The organism is Alloalcanivorax venustensis ISO4 (genome assembly GCF_015356855.1).
GTDB classification, from domain to species: domain Bacteria; phylum Pseudomonadota; class Gammaproteobacteria; order Pseudomonadales; family Alcanivoracaceae; genus Alloalcanivorax; species Alloalcanivorax venustensis.
In genome coordinates this window covers 88,542-109,842 of sequence record NZ_ARXR01000003.1, presented here as the reverse complement: position 1 = coordinate 109,842, position 21,301 = coordinate 88,542, and the positions used below count along the sequence as shown (strand labels likewise).

The following is a 21,301-nucleotide window of genomic DNA, read 5'->3' as shown; positions in this document are numbered from 1 at the left end:
CGCACCTAAGGAGGGAACCATGACCGCAGAACAAACCCGCCACCGCCGAAATCTGAAAACGGTCAACCGTGCCCTGGCCAGTGGCACCTTTTCGGAAGTGCGGCAGGTGCTCAACAACCTGCCCGGCGCCGAAGCCGCGCACCTGATCGAGTCCTCCCCGCCCCGCGAACGCGAAATCCTCTGGCAGCTGCTCAACCAGGAGCAGGAAACCGAGGTGCTGCAGTATCTCGGCGAGGAAGTGCGCGTGGAGCTGCTGCGCGACCTGCCCACCGAAGAGCTGGTGGAGCTGATCGAGGACCTCGACACCGACGATCTGGCCGACCTCCTTCAAGAACTGCCGGAACAGGTCACCAGCCGCGTGCTGGCCGGCCTGGACGCGCAGAACCGGGAACGCCTGGAACAGGTGATGAACTACCCGGAGGACACCGCCGGCGGCCTGATGAACACGGACGTGATCACGGTGCGCCCGGAGATCACCTTCAGCGTGGTGCAGCGCTATCTGCGGCGCCTGGGCGATATCCCCAAGACCACCGACAACCTGCTGGTGGTCAACCGCAAGAACCAGTTCGTCGGCGTGCTGCCGCTGACCCGGGTGCTGATATCCGACCCCGGCACCTCGGTGCGCGAAGCGATGATCACCGATGTGGAAGCGATCCCCGCCACCCAGGACGCCCACGAAGTGGCCAAGCTGTTCGAACGGCTGGACCTGGTGACCGCCCCGGTGGTGGACGACAACGGCATGCTGGTGGGCCGGATCACCATTGACGACGTGGTCGACGTGATCATGGAAGAAGCCGAGCACTCGCTGATGGGCATGGCCGGCCTGGACGAGGACGAAGACACCTTTGGTTCGGTCTGGCACACGGTGCGCCGCCGGGCGCTGTGGCTGGGCATCAATCTGCTCACCGCCCTGGCCGCCTCGGCGGTGATCAGCCTGTTCGAGGATACCCTGGAGAAAGTGGTGGCCCTGGCGGTGCTGATGCCGATCGTCGCCAGCATGGGCGGCATCGCCGGCAGCCAGACCCTGACCCTGGTGATCCGCGCCATGGCGCTGGGACAGGTGCAGGCGGGCAACACCCGCTATCTGCTCACCAAGGAACTGGCTGTGGGCGCGCTCAACGGCCTGCTCTGGGCGCTGGTGATCGGCGCCACCGCCGCGCTCTGGTTCGACGACCCGAGCCTGGGCGTGATCATCGGCTGCGCCATGATCCTCAACCTGGTGGTGGCCGCCGGCGCCGGCGCCCTGATCCCGATGGTGATGAAACGGATGGGCATCGACCCGGCCCTGGCCGGGTCGGTGGTGCTGACCACCGTCACCGACATCGTCGGCTTCATGGCCTTCCTCGGTCTCGCCACCCTGCTCTACGCCAACCTGGTGGTCTAAGCGAGTTCGGGCGTCGCTTCCGGCTCATCGTCGGCGCCGAAGATATCCCGGAACGAGGCGTACACCGACACCGTCAGCACCGCCATCAGGAACAGGCCCAGCACCAGCGCCAGCAGGCTCAGCAGCACCATGGCCAGCGCCCCGGAGACACCCGGGCCCAGCAGGGTGCTGGCCAGCACGAACAGCAGCGCGAGCGCGCCGCCCACCGCCAGCATCACCAGCAATACCACCACGCTGTACCAGAGCATCGGCGCCCAGTTCTTGAGCACCGCGATCAGGCTTTCCCCCAGCGCCTGGAAGCCGTTGCGCCCGCCGAAGTAGACCAGCGGCGCCTGGAACCAGATCAGCGCCATATAGGGCAGCGACAGTGCCGTCACCAGCAAGCCGGTGAGCGCCATCTTTGCGCCGTCCAGACCGGCGCTGATCTCCGGCACCGGCTCCAGGGCGCTGCCGAAGGCGGAGCTGAAGAAGGCGGCGATATCCGGGCCGAACGCCACCCACACCAGGGCCGCCATCAGCGCGGTGAAGCCGATCTGCAGCAGCAGCTGCATCAGCCCGGCGAGAAACAACGCCCCGGTGCGGTTGGAAAAGCCGGCGAACAGATCGCCGAACTCGAAGTCGTCGTCGCCCCAGCGCCGCCAGGCCAGATGGAACAGCCCCGCCGCCAGCACCGGCGAAAACAGGGTCGGCACGAAGCTGCCCAACACCGGCACGAACAGGCTCAACAGGCTGATGCCCAAAATCACCGCGAAGAACACCAGCACGGCCAGGCACCAGAGCACCCAGTTGGTGGCCACCAGCGACCAGGCCCGCTTCCACCACAGCCAGCCGTGCCCCACCGGACGGCGGCGGGCGCGGCCCACCGTCGCCTCGCCGGGGCGCGGCGTCTCCAGCAACGCCGCTTGCGGCCCCTGGTAGGGGTTATTCGGGTCCATGTTCGGCACCGTCGGCGGGGTTGGTAAGCACCTGCCGGAACGACACATAGTAGGCGCCGGCCAGAATCGGCATCACGAACAGCAGGCCCAGCAGCAGCGGCAGGGCCGCCACCATGATGATCAGCATCACCACGATGCCGTAGACGATCATCGGCAGCAGGTTCTTCATGCAGGCGCGGAAGCTGACCCCCATGGCGCCGCCCAGCCCCATGCCGCCCAGCATGATCAGCGGCACGGCGAAGTAGAACAGGAACATCACCAGGGTGAACACGATCAGGAACAGCGGCAGCATGATCGCCATCATTACGCCCATGCCGCTGCTCATCGCCTGCGGGTCCATGGACTGCAGCGACATGGAGCCGCCCAGGGAGATCGCCATCAGACCGCCGACCACCAGCAAGGCGCCCAGGTAGACGCCGATCTGCACCAGCGCCAGCAGCAGCAAGGGCCCGGTGCGCTCGGAAAAGCCGGCGAACAGATCGCCGAAATCGGAGCGTCCGTCGGTGGCGATACGGTGGAACAGCTTCACCAGCCCGGCGTACAGCAGGGTGGTGATAAAGGGCTGCGCCAGAGGCCCCAGGAACGGGATCAACTGCAGCCCCATGGTGATCACCATCACCAGCACCAGGGCGCCGATCACCACGCCCCAGTGGCCACTGAGCATTCTCATCCCCTCACCGAGCCAGCCCAGCGCCTGGCCCACGGTGACTTTGTGCGGACCGCCCAGCGTAAAGGTCCCCTCGCCTTGCGGGCTGGTCACGTTGGTTTCCGGTCCTTGGTAAGGATTCACTTCCGTCATGAATATTCCCCTGAGTTTCAAACGAATTAACAACCAATAGAAAAAATGGCGGGTGACGCCGCCGGCGACCTCAGGCGCCGGCGATTTTCATCGGGCTCAGCAACAGCGAGCCGCACGCGATATTGCCGCGGCGGTCCACGTCCGTGCCACTGCCCTGGATGCCGGCGAACATCTCCCCCAGATTCCCGGCAATGGTAAACTCCTGAAGCGGTTTGCGTATGACACCGTTCTCAATCCAGAAACCCGAGGCGCCCCGGGAGTAGTCGCCGGTGACCAGATTAACGCCCTGGCCCATCACCTCGGTGACCAGAATACCCCGGTCGATGCGCCGCACCAGGGCGTCGAAATCCTCGCCGGTATCCGAGATCGACAGGTTGTGCACGCCGCTGCCGTTGCCGGTGGGCGCCATGTCGAGCCGCCGCGCGGCGTACAGGCCCAGCGCGTAGCGGCGCAGCACCCCGTCTTCCACGAACGCCTGGTCCCGCGTCGCCAGACCGTCGCCGTCGAACGGCGCCGAGCCGTTGGCGCCCGGCAGCAACGGCTGCTCGCGCACATCGATGCCTTGCGGGAACAGCCGCTCTCCGAGCCGGTCGCGCAGAAACGAGGCGCGCCGGTAGAGGCTGCCGCCGCTGATCGCGGAGATAAAATGGCCGAGCAGGCCGGCGGCGATCTCCGGCGCCAGCAGCACCGGCAATTCGGCGGTGTCGGGGATTTCCGCGCCCAGCCGCGCCAGCGTGCGCTCGCGGGCCCGCTCACCGACCTGCTCGGCGGAGGCCAGCAAATCCGCGCGGCGGCCGGCGTCGTACCAGAAATTACGCTGCATGCCCTGGTCGTCCTCGGCCACCACCGCGCAACTGCGTGAGTGCATGGTGCCGGCGTAGCCCTGCAGAAAGCCGGCACTGGTGCCCAGCACCCGCAGGCTGCTGCCGGTGGACACCGAGGCGCCCTCGGAATTGACGATGCGCTCGTCGTCGCGGGCCACCGCTTCGCAGCGCAGGGCGTCGTCGATGGCCTGCTCGGTGCTCAGCGCCCAGGGATGGTACAGGTCCAGGTCCGGTATCCGGTCGGCCAGCTGCTCGGGGCTGGCGATGCCGGCGTACTTGTCCTCTTCGGTGTGACGGGCGATGGCGCAGGCGGCGGCCACCGCGTCGCGCAGGCTCTGCGGGCTGTCGTCGGAGGTGGACGCCTGACCCTTGCGCTGGCCGAAGAACACCGTCACCGCCAGGCCCCGGTCGCGGTGAAATTCCACCGTTTCCACTTCGCCCAGACGGACGTCCACGGACAACCCCTGGGCCAGGCTCAGCTGGGCTTCGGCGGCGCTGGCGCCCTGGCGTTTCGCCTCTTCCAGCACCTGTGCCACGGTGTCGCGGGCGGCCCCCAGATGCTGCGGGCCGAGATTCGCTGTCACGCTGGCGTTTTCGGACATAAAATACGTTTTCCATTCAATGCATTATTGGAAGCGCTGCTTCCCTGGAATCATGACCGAGTATAACGATACCCCCGCCAGCAAAACACGCCGCAAGCAGGATATGCAGGCACTCCAGGAAGTGGGCTTGACCCTGATGGGCCTGAAACCGGAGCAGCGCGCCCGCCTGCCGCTCACCGACGGCCTCGAGAAAGCGCTCGACGAAGCGCGCCGCATCACCAACCTGGACGCCCGCCGGCGCCATGCGCTGTTCATCGGCCGCCTGATCTACGACGCCGACAGCGACGCCATCGTCAGCGCCGTGGAGGCCCTGCGGAACCCGCTGCGCCAGCAGCGCCTGCAACACTGGACCGAACAGGTCGCCGCCTGCGACGGCCCCAAGGAGGCGGAGCCGGTGCTGCAGCAGGTGCTCACCGAATACCCGGAGGGGGATCGCCAGGCGCTGCGCAACCAGGCCCGCAACCTGATCAAGGCCCGGCCCGCCGACCCGGACGCCGCCGACGCGGACCAGCGCGCCCGCTTCAAACGCGAGCGCAAACGCTTCCAGAGCCTGCTCAACGATTTGGAAAAGAACGCGCCGCTGTACTAGCTGCAAGCCTCAAGCTGCAAGCTGGGCCGTGCTGGAGTCAGGGCCGTGCCGATACTGAAACGTTAACAAGTTGAAAAGGGAGGCCGTGCCGGCGGCTAGAGCGAGGGCGGCATTCGCCGCCCGATACAGGATGCAGGATTCAGGATACAGGGGCGACGCTGAGCGGGTCCAGATGGCGTTGCTTTTCCGCAAGGCCGGAATTGCGGAAAAGCCAACGTGCGCGGCGTAGCACCGACCCGTCCGCTCCAGCCGGTTCCGCGCTGCATCCTGTATCCTGCATCCTGAACCGCCCGCCGCATGCGCCCTTGTTTTTTCAACTTGCAACTTTCAACTTGCTAACGCCTTGGCAGTGGCACGGCCGTTACTCCAGCAAGGCCCCGTTTGTAGCTTGAAGCTTGCAGCTAACCGAGTGGGGGCATGAACTGAGCGAGGCGGGAAGAGGTCTGGCGCAGGTTCTCGCACAGCAGGCGGGCGATGTTCTCCATCAGCACGGCGGCGGCGCGCGGTTCGCGGCGGCGCAGCTGCTCGAAGCCCTTGCGGGTGAGCACCACCAGGGTGGTGTCCTCGGCGGCGCGCACCGTGGCGGAACGGGGCTGGTGATCCACCAGCGCCATTTCGCCGAGGGAATCACCGGGGTTGAGATGGGCGATCACGGCCGCCCCACTGGCGTTTTGCGCCTTGAGGATGTCCAGGCGGCCGCGCACCACGAAACAGAGGAAGTCACTGCGGTCGCCCTCGCGGCAAACGGTGTCGCCGGCGGCGGCGCGGTTGACGAACACCAGCTTCTCCGCCACCGCCAGCTCGTCGGCGTTAAGACCGTCGAACAGGCGCATGCGCGCAAGGACTTCCGGCACCGACACCGGCATCAGGCGGTGCCGCCCACCGTCAACGCGTCCACCCGCAGGGTGGGCTGGCCGACGCCCACCGGCACCGACTGGCCGTCCTTGCCGCACACGCCGATGCCGGAATCCAGCGCCAGGTCGTTGCCGACCATGGAGATGCGGTTCATCACTTCCGCGCCGCTGCCGATCAGGGTGGCGCCCTTCACCGGGCAGACGATCTTGCCCTTCTCCACCAGGTAGGCCTCGCTGGTGGAGAACACGAAGCGCCCGGAGGTGATGTCCACCTGGCCACCGCCGAAGTTCACCGCGTAGATACCCCGATCCAGGCTGGCGAGAATCTCTTCCGGGTCGGATTCGCCGGGCAGCATGTAGGTGTTGGTCATGCGCGGCATGGGCAGGTGGGCGTAGGATTCGCGGCGGCCGTTGCCGGTGGGCGCCACCCCCATCAGGCGGGCGTTGGTCTTGTCCTGCATGTGGCCGACCAGCTTGCCGTTCTCGATCAGGGTGTTGTAGCCGCCCGGGGTGCCTTCGTCGTCGACGGTGAGCGAGCCGCGCCGGTCCGGCAGGGTGCCGTCGTCGACCACGGTGCACAGGCTGGACGCCACCTGCTGGCCCATCATCTTGGCGAACATGGAGGTGCCCTTGCGGTTGAAGTCGCCCTCCAGGCCGTGGCCCACCGCTTCGTGCAGCAGTACGCCGGGCCAGCCCGGACCTAGCACCACCGGCATGGTGCCCGCCGGCGCCGGTTCCGCGTCCAGGTTGAGCAGCGCCTGGCGCACCGCGTCGCGGGTCCAGGCTTCCAGGCGGCCGTCCTGGCGCAGCCAGTCGTAGGCCACCCGGCCACCGCCGCCGGCGCTGCCGCGCTCGCGGCGGCCGCCCCGCTCGGCGATCACGGAAATATTGAAGCGGATCAGCGGCCGCACGTCCGCCGCCAGGGTGCCGTCGGTGGCAGCCACCAACACCACGTCCTGCTCGCCGCTCAGGCTGACGGTGACTTCCTTCACCGCCGGGTCCAGGGAGCGGGCCAGGCGGTCCATCTCCTGCAGCAGCGCCACTTTCATCTCGCTGCTCCAACCGGGCAGCGGATCCAGCGCCGGATAGCGGGCGGGCATGGTTTTGGCGGCGCCGATGCGCACCGATTGGTCCTTGCCCTGACGGCCGATGGCGGCGGCGGCACTGCCCGCCTGGGTGAGCGCGTCCAGGGAAATGTCGTCGCTGTAGGCGAAACCGGTTTTGTCGCCACTGACCAGACGCACCCCGGCGCCACGCTCCAGGTTGAAGCTGGCGTCGCGCACCAGGCCGTCCTCGAGAATCCAGGCCTCGTGGCGGCTGTGCTGGAAGTAGACGTCGGCGTAGTCGGCGCGCCCGGCCAGTTTGCCGCCCAGCAGGCTCTGCAGCTGGTCGGTGCCCAGTTGGGCCGGGGCCAGCAGAATGTCCGAGGCCAGGGAAAGCCGTTCGCTGTCGGAGGTCCGTTGGTTAGAGATCATAAGGACCGTTCACCTTGAATCGTTGATGGGTGTGCACCGGCAGGCCGGAGCGTACTTGATCGAGCACGGCGGGGTCGACGGTGCCGAACACCACGCCGGGGCGATCCGCCTGGTCGCCTTCGGCGCCGGCCACCACCCGGCCCCAGGGGTCCACCAGCATGGAATGGCCGAAGCTGGCGCGGGTCTCGCTGTGCCGGCCGCACTGGTTGGCGCCCAGCACGTAGCAGCCGTTCTGCACCGCGCAGGCGCGCAGTAACAATGCCCAGTGCGCGGCGCCGGTGGTGGCGGTGAAGGCGCTGGGATAAACGATAAGACCGGCGCCCCGGTCCGCCAGCACCCGCGCGTGCAGCGGAAAACGCAGGTCGTAGCAGATCGCCAGGCCCACCTGCAGGCCGGCGGCGGTGGCCACCACCGCCTGCTCGCCGGGCTCGAACACGTCCGATTCCCGGTACCGGCCCTGGCGGTCGCTCACGTCCGCGTCGAACAGGTGCAGTTTGTCATAGAGGGCGGTGATCTCGCCGTCAGGGCCGGCCAGCACGCTGCGGGTGCGCACCCGGGGCGCCGGCACCGGTTCGCCGCCGGGCCGGGTCAACGCCGGGATGCTGCCGCCGATCACCCACAGGCCCAGGGTCCGGGCGCGCTCGATCAGCCAGCCGCACAGCTCGCCGTAGCGCTCGCCCAGGGCGCGGTAGTCGACGCCGTAGCCGGCGAAGTTCTCCGGCAGCACCGCCAGCTCGGCGCCGCCCTCGGCGGCGCGGGCCAGGGCCTCGCCGGCGGCGCGCAGGTTGGCGTCGGTGTCGGCGCCGCTGGTCATCTGCACGGCGGCCACGCGACAACGCGCCGTTGCGTCCTGCCTGTTACTCAAGAAAGCCCTCCGTCTCCTTCACCTGGGGATCCTGCCAGGGGCCGGATACCTGGTATGTGATGGTGGTGGTTTTATCCAGCTTATCACCCCAAAGGCGTTCCACCACAAAGATACCGGCGCACACCGCCGGGCCGGCGATGCAGCCGGCGTAGAGGTTACTGGACAGCGGCAGCGTCATGGCCACTTCCTGATTGAGGGTCTGCGCGGCCAGATCGGCCTGGCCGTTGATCTCGAAGGCGGCGGACGGCGATTCGATGGACACGTCGCGGGCGGTGAGCGCGGCGCCGTCGAACACGAAGTCGCCTTTGATCGAATCGCAGCTCAGCCCGTCCTGGTAGAGGTCGGAGAAATCCAGACGCAGCCGGCGCTGGATGTTGGCCACGTTAAGCACCCCCAGCACGCGCAGCACCGAGGTGCGCTTTTGCGGATCAGGAATCAGGCACTCGCCGATGTCGAGCCGGGCGTCGCCGGTCAGGGCCAGATAGTCGGGGCTCAGCGGCCAGTCCGGCCAGGACAGATCCAGGGTGGCGCGGGCGTCGTCGCTTTCCAGCAACACCGGCAGGCCCCAGGCGGTGAGGGTGTCCTTTAGATCGCCCGAGACCACACTGCCCTGGTAGCGGGTGCGCTGGCTGCCCGCTCCGGTCTCGGTCCAGGTGAGGTTGCCGTCCACCTGGACGCCACGCCATTCACCGCGCAAAGCCTCGGCGCGCGCGCCGCCGTCCACCGGGCGGATGCGGGTGGACCAGTCGCCCAGCACTTCGCGCCCGATGCGGGCGTCGGTAAGGGTCACGTCCATCACCGGTACGTCCGTGGGCGACGGGCGCCGGCCGTTGTCGCCCGCCTCGCCGTCGGCGCCACCGGTGAGCGGATTATCCGGCAGCCGCAGACGGCTGATGGACAGCGTCATCGGCCGATCGCCCCGGGCCCGGTAGTTGGCGGGCAGGCGCAGCGTGCCGGCCAGAGCCGGCGCCGCCATATTGAATTCCCAGCCGCTCTGGTGGGGCGCGGCGATGAACCGGGCGTCGGACAGGGCCACGCCGAACAGGTCCAAGTCGGCCACCGTGACCGCCACGCGGCGGACCAACGACGGCGACACGGGGCCACCGCCGCCCTGCCCGCCGCCTTTGTTCAGGCCCTGCACGAAGTCCAGCCAGTCGGCGGCCCTGGCGCGCTCCGCCCGGCCTTCGATCACCAGCCCCCGCTCGGGCAGCGCCGGTGGCGCCACGCCGCCCAGGCCCAGGGCGCCGGCGAAGTTGTCGCCGGTGCGGAAGCGGCCGCGCGCCACCTCGCCGTAGTTGACGCTCAGGCTCTGCTCGCGGCCGGCGCGCCACACCAGCCGGCTGCCGCGTAGGCTCTCGGCGCTTTTGCCCAGGGGCGCGGGGGCGTCCACCTTGATCCCTTCCAGGGTGGAGCGCGCCTCCACGCGCAGCGGCATGCCCCGCCAGGGCATGCCCAGGTCCAGCTCCAGCGGCAACCGCCCGCTCACCGGCACCGGCCAGTCCATCCCCGACCAGTCGCGCAGCCGCGCCACCGGCAAGGCGCCGGTGAGCTGCATCTGGCTGTCCGGCCCCCGCGTCAGCCAGGAGCCGGTGAAGCGGCCGCCCAACGCCTTGCCCTCCAGGCTGGGCATATTGATGCCTTCGCGCAGATGGAAATAGACCGGCGCGGTGACATCGGTGACGGTGAGATCCAGAGACTCATTGGCCAGCGTGACGCCGTCGCCCCGGCCGTCGACAATCACCATCGGCTCGCTGCCGTTTTTGGTGAGCGGCAGATCCAGCAGCAGGTGCCCGCCCACCTGGCCGGCGCGGAACCGCCAGTCGAGCAGCCCGTCGGGCAGCTGCCCGGCGAGCGGCGTGTCGTGGAACACACGGTCCAGGTCGGTGGCCGGGCCCTGCACCCGCCCCTGGATCACCAGATGCCGTCGCGAGGGGTCGTCCACCGCCGGCAGGTCCACGGTGACCCGGCTCAGTTCGCTGTCGAACAGGCGCCCGCGGGCCACCTGGCCGCTGACTTCGCGGCCGTCGATCAGCACATCGGCCTGAACGCCGGTGGCCACCGGCCAGTCGGGCAGGAACGACAACGCCATATCACGGCCCTGGAAACGCATCTGGAAGGTGCGGTCCTGCTGCCGTTGCGGGTCGATTTTAATCGGCCCCCGGTAGAGGAAACGGCCCTCGTCCAGTTGCCCGCCACGGAACGCCTGGGCCAGCCATTCACTGAGCGGGTCGGGCAGTCTTTCCATGGGAACGTAGTGCGCCGCCCGCGCCGCGTTGCCGTCGTGCAGGTCAGCGAGCAGGCGCAGCTCCGGCACCGGCAGGCCGTCGCCGCCCTCCAGCCGGAACATGGCGACGCCCCGGGCGTCGGCGTTGGCGGCCATCAGGGTGCCGGTCTCCACCGACCAGCGGCCGGCGTCGCTGAACCAGCGCAGCACGCCGTTGAACCGGGTGCTCAGGGGGTGATCGTAGAGCCGGGGCACGGTGAGCTGCAGCGGGTCGCCGTTGACGCGCGCCACGCCGTGGCGGGGGCCGCCGGCCACCCAGCCGTTCAGGCCGCGGGCGCCGGGCACCCGGTCCAGGGCGTCGGCGGCGAGGCCGGCGAAACGGGCCTGGATGGCGTCCACGCGGCCTTCCACGCCGGCCAGATAGAGCTGCTGCAGCACGCCCCGGGGCTGATGCTCACGCAACCGGTCGCGAATGGTGCCCAGCCCCTCGGGCAGCACGAACGGCCACTCCGACAGTTGTCGGCTGAGCGCGTGGATCGCCAGGTCCTCGCCCTGGAAACGCCAGTGCGCGCCGCGTTCGGCGATCCGCCACCTGAGCGCCACCGGGCCCGGCGCCACCGCGCCGGCCGGCGTCTGGCCGCTCAGCGCGGTCAGCGACAACTGGCCGTCGCCGTTGGGCCGCCGGCTCAGCTGGGCGTCCAGATTGATATCGGTGAGCGACCACGGCTGGTCGCCGTCGGTAAGAGTGACGGACGGCGCGCCCAGGCGCACCTGGGCGGAGCGCACCTGGCCGCCGGAAATGGCGGTCCAGGCGCGCACCCGGCCGTCCAGCCCGGCCAGATCCAGCGGCCAGTCCCGCGCTTCGGGCAACCATTCGTGCAGGCGCTCGCCGTTGACGTCCAGATAGCCGCGCGCATTGAGCTGGTCCAGGCTCAGCGGGTCGCCGTCCACGCGCAGGCGGGCGTCCACCGAGAACGGCCGGTCGCGGGCTTCCACCCGCACCGACACCGCGTGGCCGTCACCGCTGTTGTCCACGGCCAGGGTCAGGGAGGACGCCGCCAGCGGCGGCAGGCCGGGCCAGTCCAGCGAGAAGCGCGCGTCTTCCACCAGAATGCGCTGCTGCCGGTAGAGCGCGCGCAGGCTGTCGGCCGGGTCGCCCTGCTCCCGGTCCTGCAGCGCTTCCAGGCCGCGCAGGCGGATGCCGCCGTCCTCGCCCCGGACCAGGTGCACGTCCACACCCTTGATGCGCAATTCCCGCAGGTAGAGGTCGCGGTGGAACAGGGTCGGCAGAATCGACACGCTGGCCGACACCTGGTCCAGGCGCAGCGCCGGCTCCCCTTCCGCGTGCGGCAGGGTCAGGCCGCGCACTTCGAAGCGCGGGGTGAGGCCGTCCATGCTGCCGTCCAGCTGCTCGATGACGATGGCGAAGCCGAGATGCTCCTCAAGCACCGCTTCCAGCTCCTGGCGGTAATCGGGCACCAGCAGCATCAATTGGCGCGCCACCACCACGTAGGCCGCCAGCAACAGCACCGGAATCGCCACCAGCCACCATAGCCGGCCACGCAGGGGGGATCTCCAGCGAGGGCTTTCGTTTTTCACCGTGGCCTCAGTCGATCAACAGGGTTGCCAGTAGGGCACGCCGGCCCATTCCAGGAGCGGCACCGTTTCTTCCAGGGGTAAGCCGACCACCCCACTGTAGCTGCCGCTCAGCGACGCCACCAGGGCCGCGCCCAGCCCCTGGATGCCGTAGGCACCGGCTTTATCGCGCCCTTCGCCGGTGGCCACGTAGGCGCGCAGGCGCTCATCGTCGAGCGCGCGCAGCCGGACCCGGGTCTCGGAGAGCGCCAGGCGCGGGGTGTCGCCGGCCATCACGCAGACCGCGGAGAGCACCCGGTGTTCCCGGTCCTGCAGGTCGCGGAGCATGGCCAGGGCCTGGTCGTCGTTGTCCGGTTTGCCCAATACCCGCTCGCCGAGCACCACCGCGGTGTCGGCGCCCAGCACCGGCTCCGGGCCGGGCGCGGCGGCCCGGCCGGCGGCGGCTTTTTCCCGCGCCATGCGGGCGACATAGTCGCGGGGGGCTTCGCCGGCGTGGACGGTTTCGTCAATGCCCGGTGCTTTCAGCACCGTGAAAGGCACGCCGATTTGCGCCAACAGTTCCGCCCGCCGGGGCGAGCCGGATGCGAGGTAAAGCATGGAGCGCTCCTTGGTTCCGGGGGCTCAACGGGGCCGCGCTGTCAGCGCACCAGAAAGCGGTGCTGGGTCCAGCGCAGCGCCGTGCACAGCGGCCGCCAGAGCACCGCGCTGGCGGCGGCGGAATAGAGAATCGTATAGGGAGGATACAGGGTCCGGCCGACGGACTCCTGCACCAGGTAGGCGATCAGATTGGCGGAGCCCACCAGCAGGAACACCACGGCGCTTTGCTGCAGCAGCGGAAACACCCGCATGCGCTTGTAGGCGGCCAGCATGAAGTAGGCGCCGAAGGCGTAGGACAGGGCCCACTGGCCGAGAGTGGCGCCCACCAGCACGTCCAGGTAGAGCCCCACCAGGAAGCCCCACAGCACGCCGATGCGGTGCGGCAGCGACAGCACCCAGTACAGCAGCACCAGCAGCATCCATTCCGGGCGCACCCAGTCCAGCGTCTGGTTAAGGGGGATCACTTCCAGCAGGGCGGCGACCACGAAGGTCACCAGAATCACGCCGGTGCCGGCCGGCCGCTCGTTATTCATCATCGGGCAGCTCCTCGGGCGTCGGCTCATCGGAAGGCGACTCGGGGGCCACGTCCGGGATCGACACCGGTTCCATGGACTGCACCAGCAACACATGGCTGACCCGGTCCAGGCGGGCGGTGGGGCGCGCCTCGATGTCGGCGAAGGCGGCGCCGGACTGGTGGCTCACCCGGCTCACCCGGGCCACCGGGTAGCCGCGCGGGTAGAGCTGGCCGAGGCCGGTGGACACCAGCAGGTCGCCCTCCTTGATGTCGGCGGTATCGGGCACGTACAGCAGCCGCAGCCGGCTGCCCTGCCCGGTGCCGGCCAGAATCGCGCGCACCCCGTTACGGTTCACCTGCACGCTCATGGCGTGGCTGGCGTCGGTGATCAGAAGCACCCGGGCGGACAGCGGCCCGGCTTCCACCACCTGGCCGATCAGCCCCTGGGATTCCAGCACCGCCTGACCCTGCAGCACGTCGTCCTGGCCGCCCTTGTTGATCACCAGCTCCTGGCGGTTGGGGTCCGGGTCGACGCCGATGATCTCCGCCACCAGCACCGACGCGTCCAAATTGGCGGAGGAGTTGAGCAATTCCCGCAGGCGCACGTTTTCCGCCTGCAGCACCGCCAGACGCTGGACCTTCTGCTCCAGGATCAGCACCTGGCGCTCCAGGCGCTCGCGGGATTCCATCAGGTTGGAACGGGTTTCGGACAGGCGCCCCAGCCAGCGGGCGGAATCCACCGGCAGGTGGGCCAGATAGTGCACCGGGGCGGTCAGATAGCCGACGCCGTAACGCAGCGGCTCCACCCACTTACTGCGCTGGTCCAGGGCCATCAGAACGACGGCCAGAACCAGCGCGATCAGCAGGCGGTAGGTGGGGTTGGCGGAATACATGGGCGGCGGTGGGAACCGTTAGCCCATGGCCAGCATGTCCAGACCCTGGGTATCCATCAGATCAAGGGCCTTGCCGCCGCCCCGCGCCACGCAGGTCAGCGGGTCGTCGGCGATGATCACCGGCAAACCGGTCTCCTCGGTGAGCAGGCGGTCGATGTCGCGCAGCAGCGCGCCGCCGCCGGTCAGCACCAGGCCGCGCTCGGCGATGTCCGACGCCAGCTCCGGCGGCGAGGCTTCCAGCGCGTTCTTGACCGCGTTGACGATCACCGAGAGGGGGTCCTTGAGGGCTTCCAGGATCTCCTCGGAGTTGAGCGTGAACTGGCGCGGCACGCCCTCGGCCAGGTTACGGCCGCGTACGTCGATCTCGAGGATCTCGCCGCCCGGATAGGCGGTGCCGATCTCGTGCTTGATGCGCTCGGCGGTGGATTCGCCGATCAGCGAGCCGTATTCCTTGCGCACGAAGGCGACGATGGCCTCGTCGAAGCGGTCGCCGCCGGTGCGCACGGATTCGGAATAGACCACGCCGTTGAGGGAGATCAGGGCGATTTCGGTGGTGCCGCCGCCGATATCCACGACCATGGAGCCGCGCGCCTCTTCCACCGGCAGGCCGGCGCCGATGGCGGCCGCCACCGGCTCTTCGATCAGATAGACGTCACGGGCCCCGGCGCCGAAGGCGGAATCCTGGATCGCGCGGCGCTCCACCTGGGTGGATTTGCAGGGCACGCACACCAGCACCCGGGGCGCCGGCGGGAAGAAGCCGGTGTCGTGCACCTTCTTGATGAAGTACTGCAGCATCTTCTCGGTGACGTCGAAGTCCGCGATCACGCCGTCCTTCATCGGGCGGATGGCGGTGATATTGCCGGGGGTGCGCCCCAGCATCCGCTTGGCGTCGGCGCCCACGGCGGCAACGCTTTTCTGCGCGCCATGATGACGAATGGCCACCACCGAGGGCTCATCCAGTACGATACCGCGCCCGCGAACGTAAATAAGGGTGTTGGCGGTGCCAAGGTCGATGGAAAGATCGGTGGAGAACATCCCCCGAATGCGCTTAATCACGGACATCCTGGCCTGTTTCCTGAGGGTCGTGGAGAAAAGAGGGTGTTGCCGGCGGGCCTGTTCACGCCCTTGCAACAGAATGGCGCAACTCTAGCAACGGCGCCGGGTTTCGGCAAGCGAACCCGGTCCCATACGCTCTTCACGGTTTGTCCGCGCCCCGGTCTGTGGTAATTTTGCGCCCTTCCCCAGCCTTTGCGGAGAACGCCCATGGCCATTGATTCCAAGGTGGTGGCGCGCGCGGCCCACCTGGCCCGCCTGCGGGTGGACGACAGCGAGACCGCGGAGCTGTCCGCCCGCCTTAACGACATCCTCGGCATGGTCGACCAGCTCCAGCAGGCGGACGTGGACCAGGTCGAACCCCTGGCCCACCCCCTCGAGGTCAGCCAGCCCCTGCGCGACGACCGGGTCACCGAACCGGACGTGCGCGACAAGGTCCTGCCTCTCGCGCCGGCCAGCGAGGACGGCTGTTTCCTGGTACCCCGGGTGATTGAGTAACCACATGCACGATAAAACACTGACCGAACTCAAAGCCGGCCTGAACGCCGGGGACTTTTCCTCCCGGGAACTCACCGAGCACTTCCTGGACCGCATCAAACGGCACGACGGCGAGCTGAACAGCTTTATCACCGTCACCGAGGAGCAGGCCCTGCGGCAGGCGGACGCCGCCGACCAGGCGATCGCCGCCGGCGACCATCGCCTGCTCACCGGCCTGCCGATCGCGCACAAGGATATTTTCTGCACCGAGGGCGTGCGCACCAGTTGCGGCTCGCGGATGCTGGATAATTTCATCGCCCCCTACACCGCCACGGCGGTGGAAAAAATGGCGACCGAAGGCGCGGTGATGCTGGGCAAGACCAATATGGACGAATTCGCCATGGGCTCGTCCAACGAAACCAGCTTCTACGGCCCGGTGAAGAACCCCTGGGACACCGAGCGGGTGCCCGGCGGTTCGTCCGGCGGTGCCGCCGCCGGCCTGGCGGCGCGTCTCGCCCCCGGCGCCACCGGCACCGACACCGGCGGTTCGATTCGCCAGCCGGCGGCGCTGAACGGCGTCACCGGCCTCAAGCCCACCTACGGGCGGGTGTCCCGCTGGGGCATGATCGCCTTCGCCTCCAGCCTGGACCAGGCCGGCCCGCTGGGTCTGTCCGCCGCCGACTGCGCCCTGATGCTGCAGGCCATGGCCGGCCATGACGAGAAAGACTCCACCTGCCTGAATGAACCGGTGGACGATTACCTCGGCGCCCTGGATCAGAGTGTCGACGGTCTGAAAATCGGTGTGCCGGAGGAATTCTTCCCAGACAATCTGGACGGCGCGATCGCCGATAACGCCCGCGAAGCCATGCGCGAATTGGAAAAACAGGGCGCCAAACTGATCAAGCTGTCGCTGCCCAGCATCAAGCTGTCGGTGCCGGCCTACTATGTGATCGCGCCGGCGGAAGCCAGCTCCAACCTGTCGCGCTTCGACGGCGTGCGCTTCGGCTACCGCTGCGAGGATCCCAAGGACCTGGAAGACCTGTACAAGCGCTCCCGCTCGGAAGGCTTCGGCGCCGAAGTGAAGCGCCGCATCCTGGTGGGCACCTACGCGCTGTCCGCCGGCTACTACGACGCCTACTACAAGCGCGCGCAGAAAGTACGCCGCCTGATCCGCGATGATTTCTCCCGCGCCTTCAAGGACGTGGACGTGATTATGGGCCCCACCTCGCCGGAAACCGCCTTCAAGCTGGGCGCCAAGGCGGACGATCCGGTCAACATGTACATGGCCGACGTCTTCACCATCGCCGTGAACCTGGCCGGCCTGCCGGCGCTGTCCATGCCCAGCGGCTTTATCAACGGTCTGCCCGCGGGCACCCAGGTGATCGGCAACTATTTCCAGGAAGGTCGCATACTGAACGTGGCGCACCGCTATCAAATGGCCACGGACTGGCATCAACAGGCGCCGGGAGGTTTCGCATGAGCCATTCAGGAAACTGGGAAGTGGTGATCGGCCTGGAAGTGCACGTGCAGCTGGCCACCCAATCAAAAATCTTTTCCGGCACCAGCACGCAAACCGGCGACGACCCCAACCGGCACGCCAGCCTGATCGATCTGGGCATGCCCGGCACCCTGCCGGTGGTGAACAAGGAAGCAATCCGCAACGCCGTCCGTTTCGGCCTGGCGGTGAACGCGGACATCGCCCGCCGCTCGGTGTTCGAACGGAAAAACTATTTTTATCCGGACCTGCCCAAGGGCTACCAGACCACGCAGCTGGCGGAGCCCATCGTCGGCGCCGGCGAAGTGGAAATTCAACTGGAAAGCGGTGACAAGAAGCTGGTGCGTATTCACCACGCTCACCTGGAAGAGGATGCCGGTAAATCCCTGCACGAGGACTTTCACGGTCAGACCGGGATTGATCTCAACCGCGCCGGCACGCCGCTGATCGAAATTGTTTCCGAGCCGGACATGAGCAGCGCCGAAGAGGCGGTGGCGTTCGCCCGCAAGCTGCACTCCATCGTCACCTCGCTGGGCATCTGCGACGGCGACATGTCCCAGGGCAACATGCGTTTCGACGTCAATATTTCCGTGCGCCGCCCCGGCGAGCCGCTCGGTACCCGCACCGAAACCAAGAACCTGAATTCCTTCCGCTTTATGGAAAAAGCCATCGCTCTGGAAGTGGCACGGCAGATCGACGTGCTCGAGGACGGCGGCGAAATCGTTCAGGAAACGCGGCTCTATAACGGCGAGACCAACACCGCCCGCTCCATGCGCACCAAGGAAGACGCCAACGATTACCGCTACTTCCCGTGCCCGGACCTGTTGCCGGTGATGGTCAGCGAAGAGGACATCCAAACCCTGCGCGATGAGCTGCCGGAACTGCCGGACGCCCGCAAGGCGCGCTACATCGAGCAGTATCAGCTGTCGGCCTACGACGCCGACCTGCTGTCCGGCTCCATCGCCACGGCGCGCTACTTCGAAACCGCCGCCGAGCACGGCGGCGACGCCAAGCTGGCCGCCAACTGGGTGATGGGCGAACTGGCCGCCAAGCTCAATGCGGAAGACAAGGACATCGCCGACAGCCCGGTGTCCGCCGAGCATCTCGGCGAGCTGATCCAGCGTCTCAAGGACGGCACCATCAGTTCCAAGATCGCCAAGCAGGTGTTCGAAGCCTGCTGGAACGGTGACGGCAGTCCGGACCGGATCATCGAGGCGCAGGGCCTCAAGCAGATGAGCGACAGCGGCGAGCTGGAAAAAATCGTCGACCAGGTGATCGCCGACAGCCCCGCCCAGGTGGAGGACTACCGCAACTCCGACGACGCCAAACGGAAAAAGAAAATCGGCTTCTTCGTCGGCCAGGTCATGAAGGCCACCCAGGGCAAGGCGAACCCGCAGCAGGTCAACCAACTATTGCAGCAAAAGCTGTAGCTGAATGTGGGAGCGGGCCTTGCCCGCTCCCACAGGCGCGCCCTTTCAGCTTTGAACTTGCCGTCCCCAACAGGAACTGCCATGAACGAATCCCGCGTCACGCTCTCGATCAACAACCACATCGCGACGGTATCGCTGAACCGCCCGGAAAAGTACAACGGTCTTGATCTGGAGACGCTCCAGGCGCTGGTTCGCACCGCCAAGGTCGTGAAAAAAAACCGTGACGTGCGGGTGGTGATTCTGCGCGGTGAAGGCAAGGCGTTCTGCGCCGGGCTCGACTTCGCCACCGTCACCAAGACGCCGCTGAAAATGCTGCTGGCGTTCACCAAGTTCGGCGTCAAGAAAACCAACCTGTTCCAGCAGGCCTGCTGGGCCTGGCGGGAACTGCCGGTGCCGGTGATCGCGGTGCTGCACGGCTACTGCTACGGCGGCGGCCTGCAGCTGGCGCTGGCGGCGGATTTCCGCATCGCCACGCCGGACTGCGAGCTGTCGGTGATGGAAAGCAAATGGGGGCTGATCCCGGACATGACCGGAACCGTCACTTTGCGCGAATTAGTGCCCATGGATGTGGCCAAGGAACTGGCCATGACCGGCCGCCGTTTCGACGCCGTGGAAGCCAAAACCCTGCACCTGGTCACGCAGGTGGCGGAACAGCCCGAACAGGCGGCGCGGGCCCTGGCCGACGCCATCCTCACTCGCTCGCCGGATGCGGTCAGCGCCACCAAGGCGCTGTTCCACAGCACCCGCCACGCCGCCGAGGACCAGGCCTTCGATCAGGAATCCAGCCTGCAGTTCAAGCTGCTGCGCGGCCGCAATCAGGGCGAGGCCATGGCCGCCAACCTGAAAAAGCGCGAGCCCCGCTTCCGTCCCCGCCAGCGGGACTACTGACGCCCAGCCCGTCGCCGCGCCGCACCCGGGTCATCAAGATGGCATAATCTCTGCTTAGCCTTTTCAACCCGTCGCAAGCCGTGGAAGTACGCAACGCATGATACCCCTGGGCGAACCGCTGGAAGGCCTGCCCGCTCTGGCCCGACACTACAAACAACTGGGCGACGCCGTGATCCGCGGCCTGCGCCAAACACCACGGAGCCTGTCGCTGCCCGCCACCACCGACGCCCGCCGCGATGGCCTGGCCGCGCAGCGCCTGTACGTGGTGCGCGGCGGCACCCTGGCGGCCTGCTGCCAGGGGCGGCGCCTGTTGCTGTGGGACGAGGGCGACGTGATCGTCCCGGACCCGGACGACGGCATCACCTTTCAGGCGGACGGCGCGGTGCTGCTGGCCGGCTATGATTTCGGCGACCTGCTTGAGGAGATCCTCGCCGTTCCCGAACGGGCGCGCCGCTGGAGCGAGCTGCTGATCACGCAGCAGGCGCTGCTGACCCGTTGCCTGGCCGCGCTGACGCCGGAGGAAAACCATACCGGCTCGCGCTTCGCCTATTTCCACCCCGGCGATCTGATACTGCGCCAGGGCGACCGCGCCGACGGCGTCTACAACCTGTTCGAGGGCGAAGCCGATGTGCTGGTCGACGACGTGGTGGTGGGCCGGGTCACCGAGGGCGAGCTGCTGGGCGCCATCGCGGTGCTCACCGGCGCGCCCCGTGGCGCCACCGTGCGCGCCCGCAGCCGCTGCGCGGCGATGCACATTCCCAGCGACGGTTTCCATCACCTGATCCGCGCCAAGCCGTCGCTGATCCACGGCCTGATGACCGACATGGCGCGCCAGATCACCGAATTGAACGCCCAGGTGGTGACGCTTTCTGGGAGAACGCCATGAAACTGGCCGGCGCCGACCTGAATTCGCTGCAGATTTTCTTCGCCGTGGTGGAAGCCAACGGCATCGCCAATGCCCAGGGGCCGCTCAACAAGGACGCCTCCACCATCAGCCGCGCGCTCAGCCAGCTGGAAAGCCGCCTGGGCGTGCGCCTGTGCGAGCGGGGCCGCCAGGGCTTCCGGCTCACTCCGGAAGGGGAAACCGTGCACCAGCAGGCGCTGCGGCTGTTCACCTCGCTGCGCGGCTTCGAACAGACCGTGGAGGGGCTGCGCGGCGTGGCCAGCGGGCAACTGCGGCTGGGCATTATCGACAACATCATCACCGACCCGAACTGTCCGCTGGTGCCGGCGCTGCGCGCCTTTCAGAGCCCGCCCCGCGATGAGGTGCGCCTGGGCCTGGAGGTGCTGGCCCCGGAAGAGATGGAGCGGCAGTTGCTGGAGAAACGGCTGGACCTGGCGATCAGCGTGTTTGAAAGCCGCCACGACCAGCTTCACTACCAGCCGCTCTATCAGGAAACCGACAACCTCTATGCCGCCGCCGACCACCCGATCGTCGGCGTGCCCGCCGGCCGGCGCCGCGACGTCCTGGCGAAAAGCCGCCTGGTGTCCCGGCGTTTTCTGCACGACCAGGAAATGGCGTTGCTCAATCTCGGCGAGCGCGAGCGCATTACCTTCACCGCCAACCTGGAAGCGATCGCCGTGCTGATTCTCAGCGGCGGCCACCTGGGCTTTTTGCCGGATCATTACGCCGCGCCCTGGGTGGCCCGCGGCGAGCTGGTCGCGCTGGACACCGAACGCCTGCGCCACGCCAGCGATCTGCAGGTGGCGATGCACCCGGACAGCGCCAGCCGGCCGGTTATCCAGGCGTTCGTCGAGGCACTGCTGGCGGCGGTGCGCACGTGAACCTGCACGCTCCGTCATGTTA

At 67.9% G+C, this 21,301-nt stretch carries 19 protein-coding genes; 8 read left to right on the top strand and 11 right to left on the bottom strand.

The features are described from left to right. Window positions 1-19: 19 nt before the first annotated feature. The gene (gene mgtE / locus ISO4_RS02700) at window positions 20-1,384 is read left to right on the top strand and encodes a magnesium transporter (RefSeq protein WP_194855057.1); all 1,365 of its coding nucleotides are present in this window, start codon (window positions 20-22) and stop codon (window positions 1,382-1,384) included. Here mgtE and ISO4_RS02695 read toward each other — a convergent pair. The 3 genes from ISO4_RS02695 to pmbA all read right to left on the bottom strand — a co-directional run bounded on the left by ISO4_RS02695 (window position 1,381) and on the right by pmbA (window position 4,544). Further along, window positions 1,381-2,319 (bottom strand): BPSS1780 family membrane protein, encoded by a 939-nt coding sequence (locus tag ISO4_RS02695; RefSeq protein ID WP_194855056.1) that lies wholly within the window; start codon window positions 2,317-2,319, stop codon window positions 1,381-1,383. The two genes, mgtE and ISO4_RS02695, sit on opposite strands and share 4 nt — an antisense overlap. Continuing rightward, on the bottom strand, window positions 2,306-3,118 hold the full coding sequence (locus ISO4_RS02690; RefSeq protein WP_194855055.1) for a BPSS1780 family membrane protein: 813 nt from the start codon (window positions 3,116-3,118) through the stop codon (window positions 2,306-2,308). The genes ISO4_RS02695 and ISO4_RS02690 overlap by 14 nt, the downstream gene beginning before the upstream one ends. Before the next feature lie 70 nt (window positions 3,119-3,188). Further along, complete coding sequence (pmbA, locus tag ISO4_RS02685) at window positions 3,189-4,544, bottom strand: metalloprotease PmbA (protein ID WP_142948930.1); 1,356 nt, start codon at window positions 4,542-4,544, stop codon at window positions 3,189-3,191. Window positions 4,545-4,596: 52 nt separating this feature from the next. On the opposite strand from pmbA, the gene yjgA reads away from it, so the two are divergent. After that, a complete protein-coding gene (yjgA, locus tag ISO4_RS02680) occupies window positions 4,597-5,133 on the top strand; it encodes a ribosome biogenesis factor YjgA (RefSeq protein ID WP_194855054.1) in 537 nt (178 codons plus the stop codon). A gap of 401 nt (window positions 5,134-5,534) precedes the next feature. On the opposite strand, the gene ISO4_RS02675 is transcribed toward yjgA, so the two are convergent. Genes ISO4_RS02675 through ISO4_RS02640 form a run of 8 tightly spaced genes read right to left on the bottom strand, consistent with a single transcriptional unit; the run spans window position 5,535 to window position 15,207 of the window. Next, window positions 5,535-5,999 carry a cyclic nucleotide-binding domain-containing protein gene (locus tag ISO4_RS02675; protein WP_194855053.1) on the bottom strand — a complete coding sequence of 155 codons (465 nt, stop codon included), beginning with the start codon at window positions 5,997-5,999 and terminating at the stop codon, window positions 5,535-5,537. Beyond that, window positions 5,999-7,462: a metalloprotease TldD gene (tldD, locus tag ISO4_RS02670; RefSeq protein WP_194855052.1), complete on the bottom strand. Its 1,464-nt coding sequence runs from the start codon at window positions 7,460-7,462 to the stop codon at window positions 5,999-6,001. Before tldD ends, ISO4_RS02675 begins: the two co-directional genes overlap by 1 nt. Further along, window positions 7,452-8,327 (bottom strand): carbon-nitrogen hydrolase family protein, encoded by an 876-nt coding sequence (locus ISO4_RS02665; RefSeq protein WP_228547872.1) that lies wholly within the window; start codon window positions 8,325-8,327, stop codon window positions 7,452-7,454. The genes tldD and ISO4_RS02665 overlap by 11 nt, the downstream gene beginning before the upstream one ends. Beyond that, window positions 8,320-12,150, bottom strand: coding sequence for a YhdP family protein (locus tag ISO4_RS02660; RefSeq protein ID WP_323745324.1), 3,831 nt, complete (start codon window positions 12,148-12,150; stop codon window positions 8,320-8,322). Before ISO4_RS02660 ends, ISO4_RS02665 begins: the two co-directional genes overlap by 8 nt. A 15-nt stretch (window positions 12,151-12,165) precedes the next feature. Beyond that, window positions 12,166-12,744 carry a Maf family protein gene (locus ISO4_RS02655; RefSeq protein ID WP_142948937.1) on the bottom strand — a complete coding sequence of 193 codons (579 nt, stop codon included), beginning with the start codon at window positions 12,742-12,744 and terminating at the stop codon, window positions 12,166-12,168. A 41-nt stretch (window positions 12,745-12,785) separates the two neighbouring features. Then, entirely contained in the window at window positions 12,786-13,280 is a 495-nt protein-coding gene (gene mreD / locus ISO4_RS02650; protein WP_228547871.1) for a rod shape-determining protein MreD, read from the bottom strand. Continuing rightward, window positions 13,270-14,151, bottom strand: a complete 882-nt coding sequence (gene mreC, locus ISO4_RS02645) for a rod shape-determining protein MreC (protein WP_142948938.1) — start codon at window positions 14,149-14,151, stop codon at window positions 13,270-13,272. The genes mreD and mreC overlap by 11 nt, the downstream gene beginning before the upstream one ends. Before the next feature lie 18 nt (window positions 14,152-14,169). Then, window positions 14,170-15,207 (bottom strand): rod shape-determining protein, encoded by a 1,038-nt coding sequence (locus ISO4_RS02640; protein ID WP_194855120.1) that lies wholly within the window; start codon window positions 15,205-15,207, stop codon window positions 14,170-14,172. Between the two features lie 207 nt (window positions 15,208-15,414). Here ISO4_RS02640 and gatC point away from each other — a divergent pair, with 207 nt between their 5' ends. From gatC to ISO4_RS02610, 6 genes are all read left to right on the top strand, one after another. Continuing rightward, window positions 15,415-15,702 carry an Asp-tRNA(Asn)/Glu-tRNA(Gln) amidotransferase subunit GatC gene (gene gatC / locus ISO4_RS02635; RefSeq protein WP_067604856.1) on the top strand — a complete coding sequence of 96 codons (288 nt, stop codon included), beginning with the start codon at window positions 15,415-15,417 and terminating at the stop codon, window positions 15,700-15,702. A 4-nt stretch (window positions 15,703-15,706) separates the two neighbouring features. Further along, window positions 15,707-17,161, top strand: coding sequence for an Asp-tRNA(Asn)/Glu-tRNA(Gln) amidotransferase subunit GatA (gene gatA, locus ISO4_RS02630; protein WP_194855050.1), 1,455 nt, complete (start codon window positions 15,707-15,709; stop codon window positions 17,159-17,161). Beyond that, window positions 17,158-18,606, top strand: a complete 1,449-nt coding sequence (gene gatB / locus ISO4_RS02625; RefSeq protein WP_194855049.1) for an Asp-tRNA(Asn)/Glu-tRNA(Gln) amidotransferase subunit GatB — start codon at window positions 17,158-17,160, stop codon at window positions 18,604-18,606. Before gatA ends, gatB begins: the two co-directional genes overlap by 4 nt. A gap of 81 nt (window positions 18,607-18,687) precedes the next feature. Next, on the top strand, window positions 18,688-19,494 hold the full coding sequence (locus ISO4_RS02620) for a crotonase/enoyl-CoA hydratase family protein (protein WP_194855048.1): 807 nt from the start codon (window positions 18,688-18,690) through the stop codon (window positions 19,492-19,494). Window positions 19,495-19,591: 97 nt separating this feature from the next. Further along, on the top strand, window positions 19,592-20,380 hold the full coding sequence (locus ISO4_RS02615) for a Crp/Fnr family transcriptional regulator (RefSeq protein ID WP_194855047.1): 789 nt from the start codon (window positions 19,592-19,594) through the stop codon (window positions 20,378-20,380). Beyond that, the gene (locus ISO4_RS02610) at window positions 20,377-21,279 is read left to right on the top strand and encodes a LysR family transcriptional regulator (RefSeq protein ID WP_142948946.1); all 903 of its coding nucleotides are present in this window, start codon (window positions 20,377-20,379) and stop codon (window positions 21,277-21,279) included. Before ISO4_RS02615 ends, ISO4_RS02610 begins: the two co-directional genes overlap by 4 nt. Window positions 21,280-21,301 lie beyond the last annotated feature (22 nt).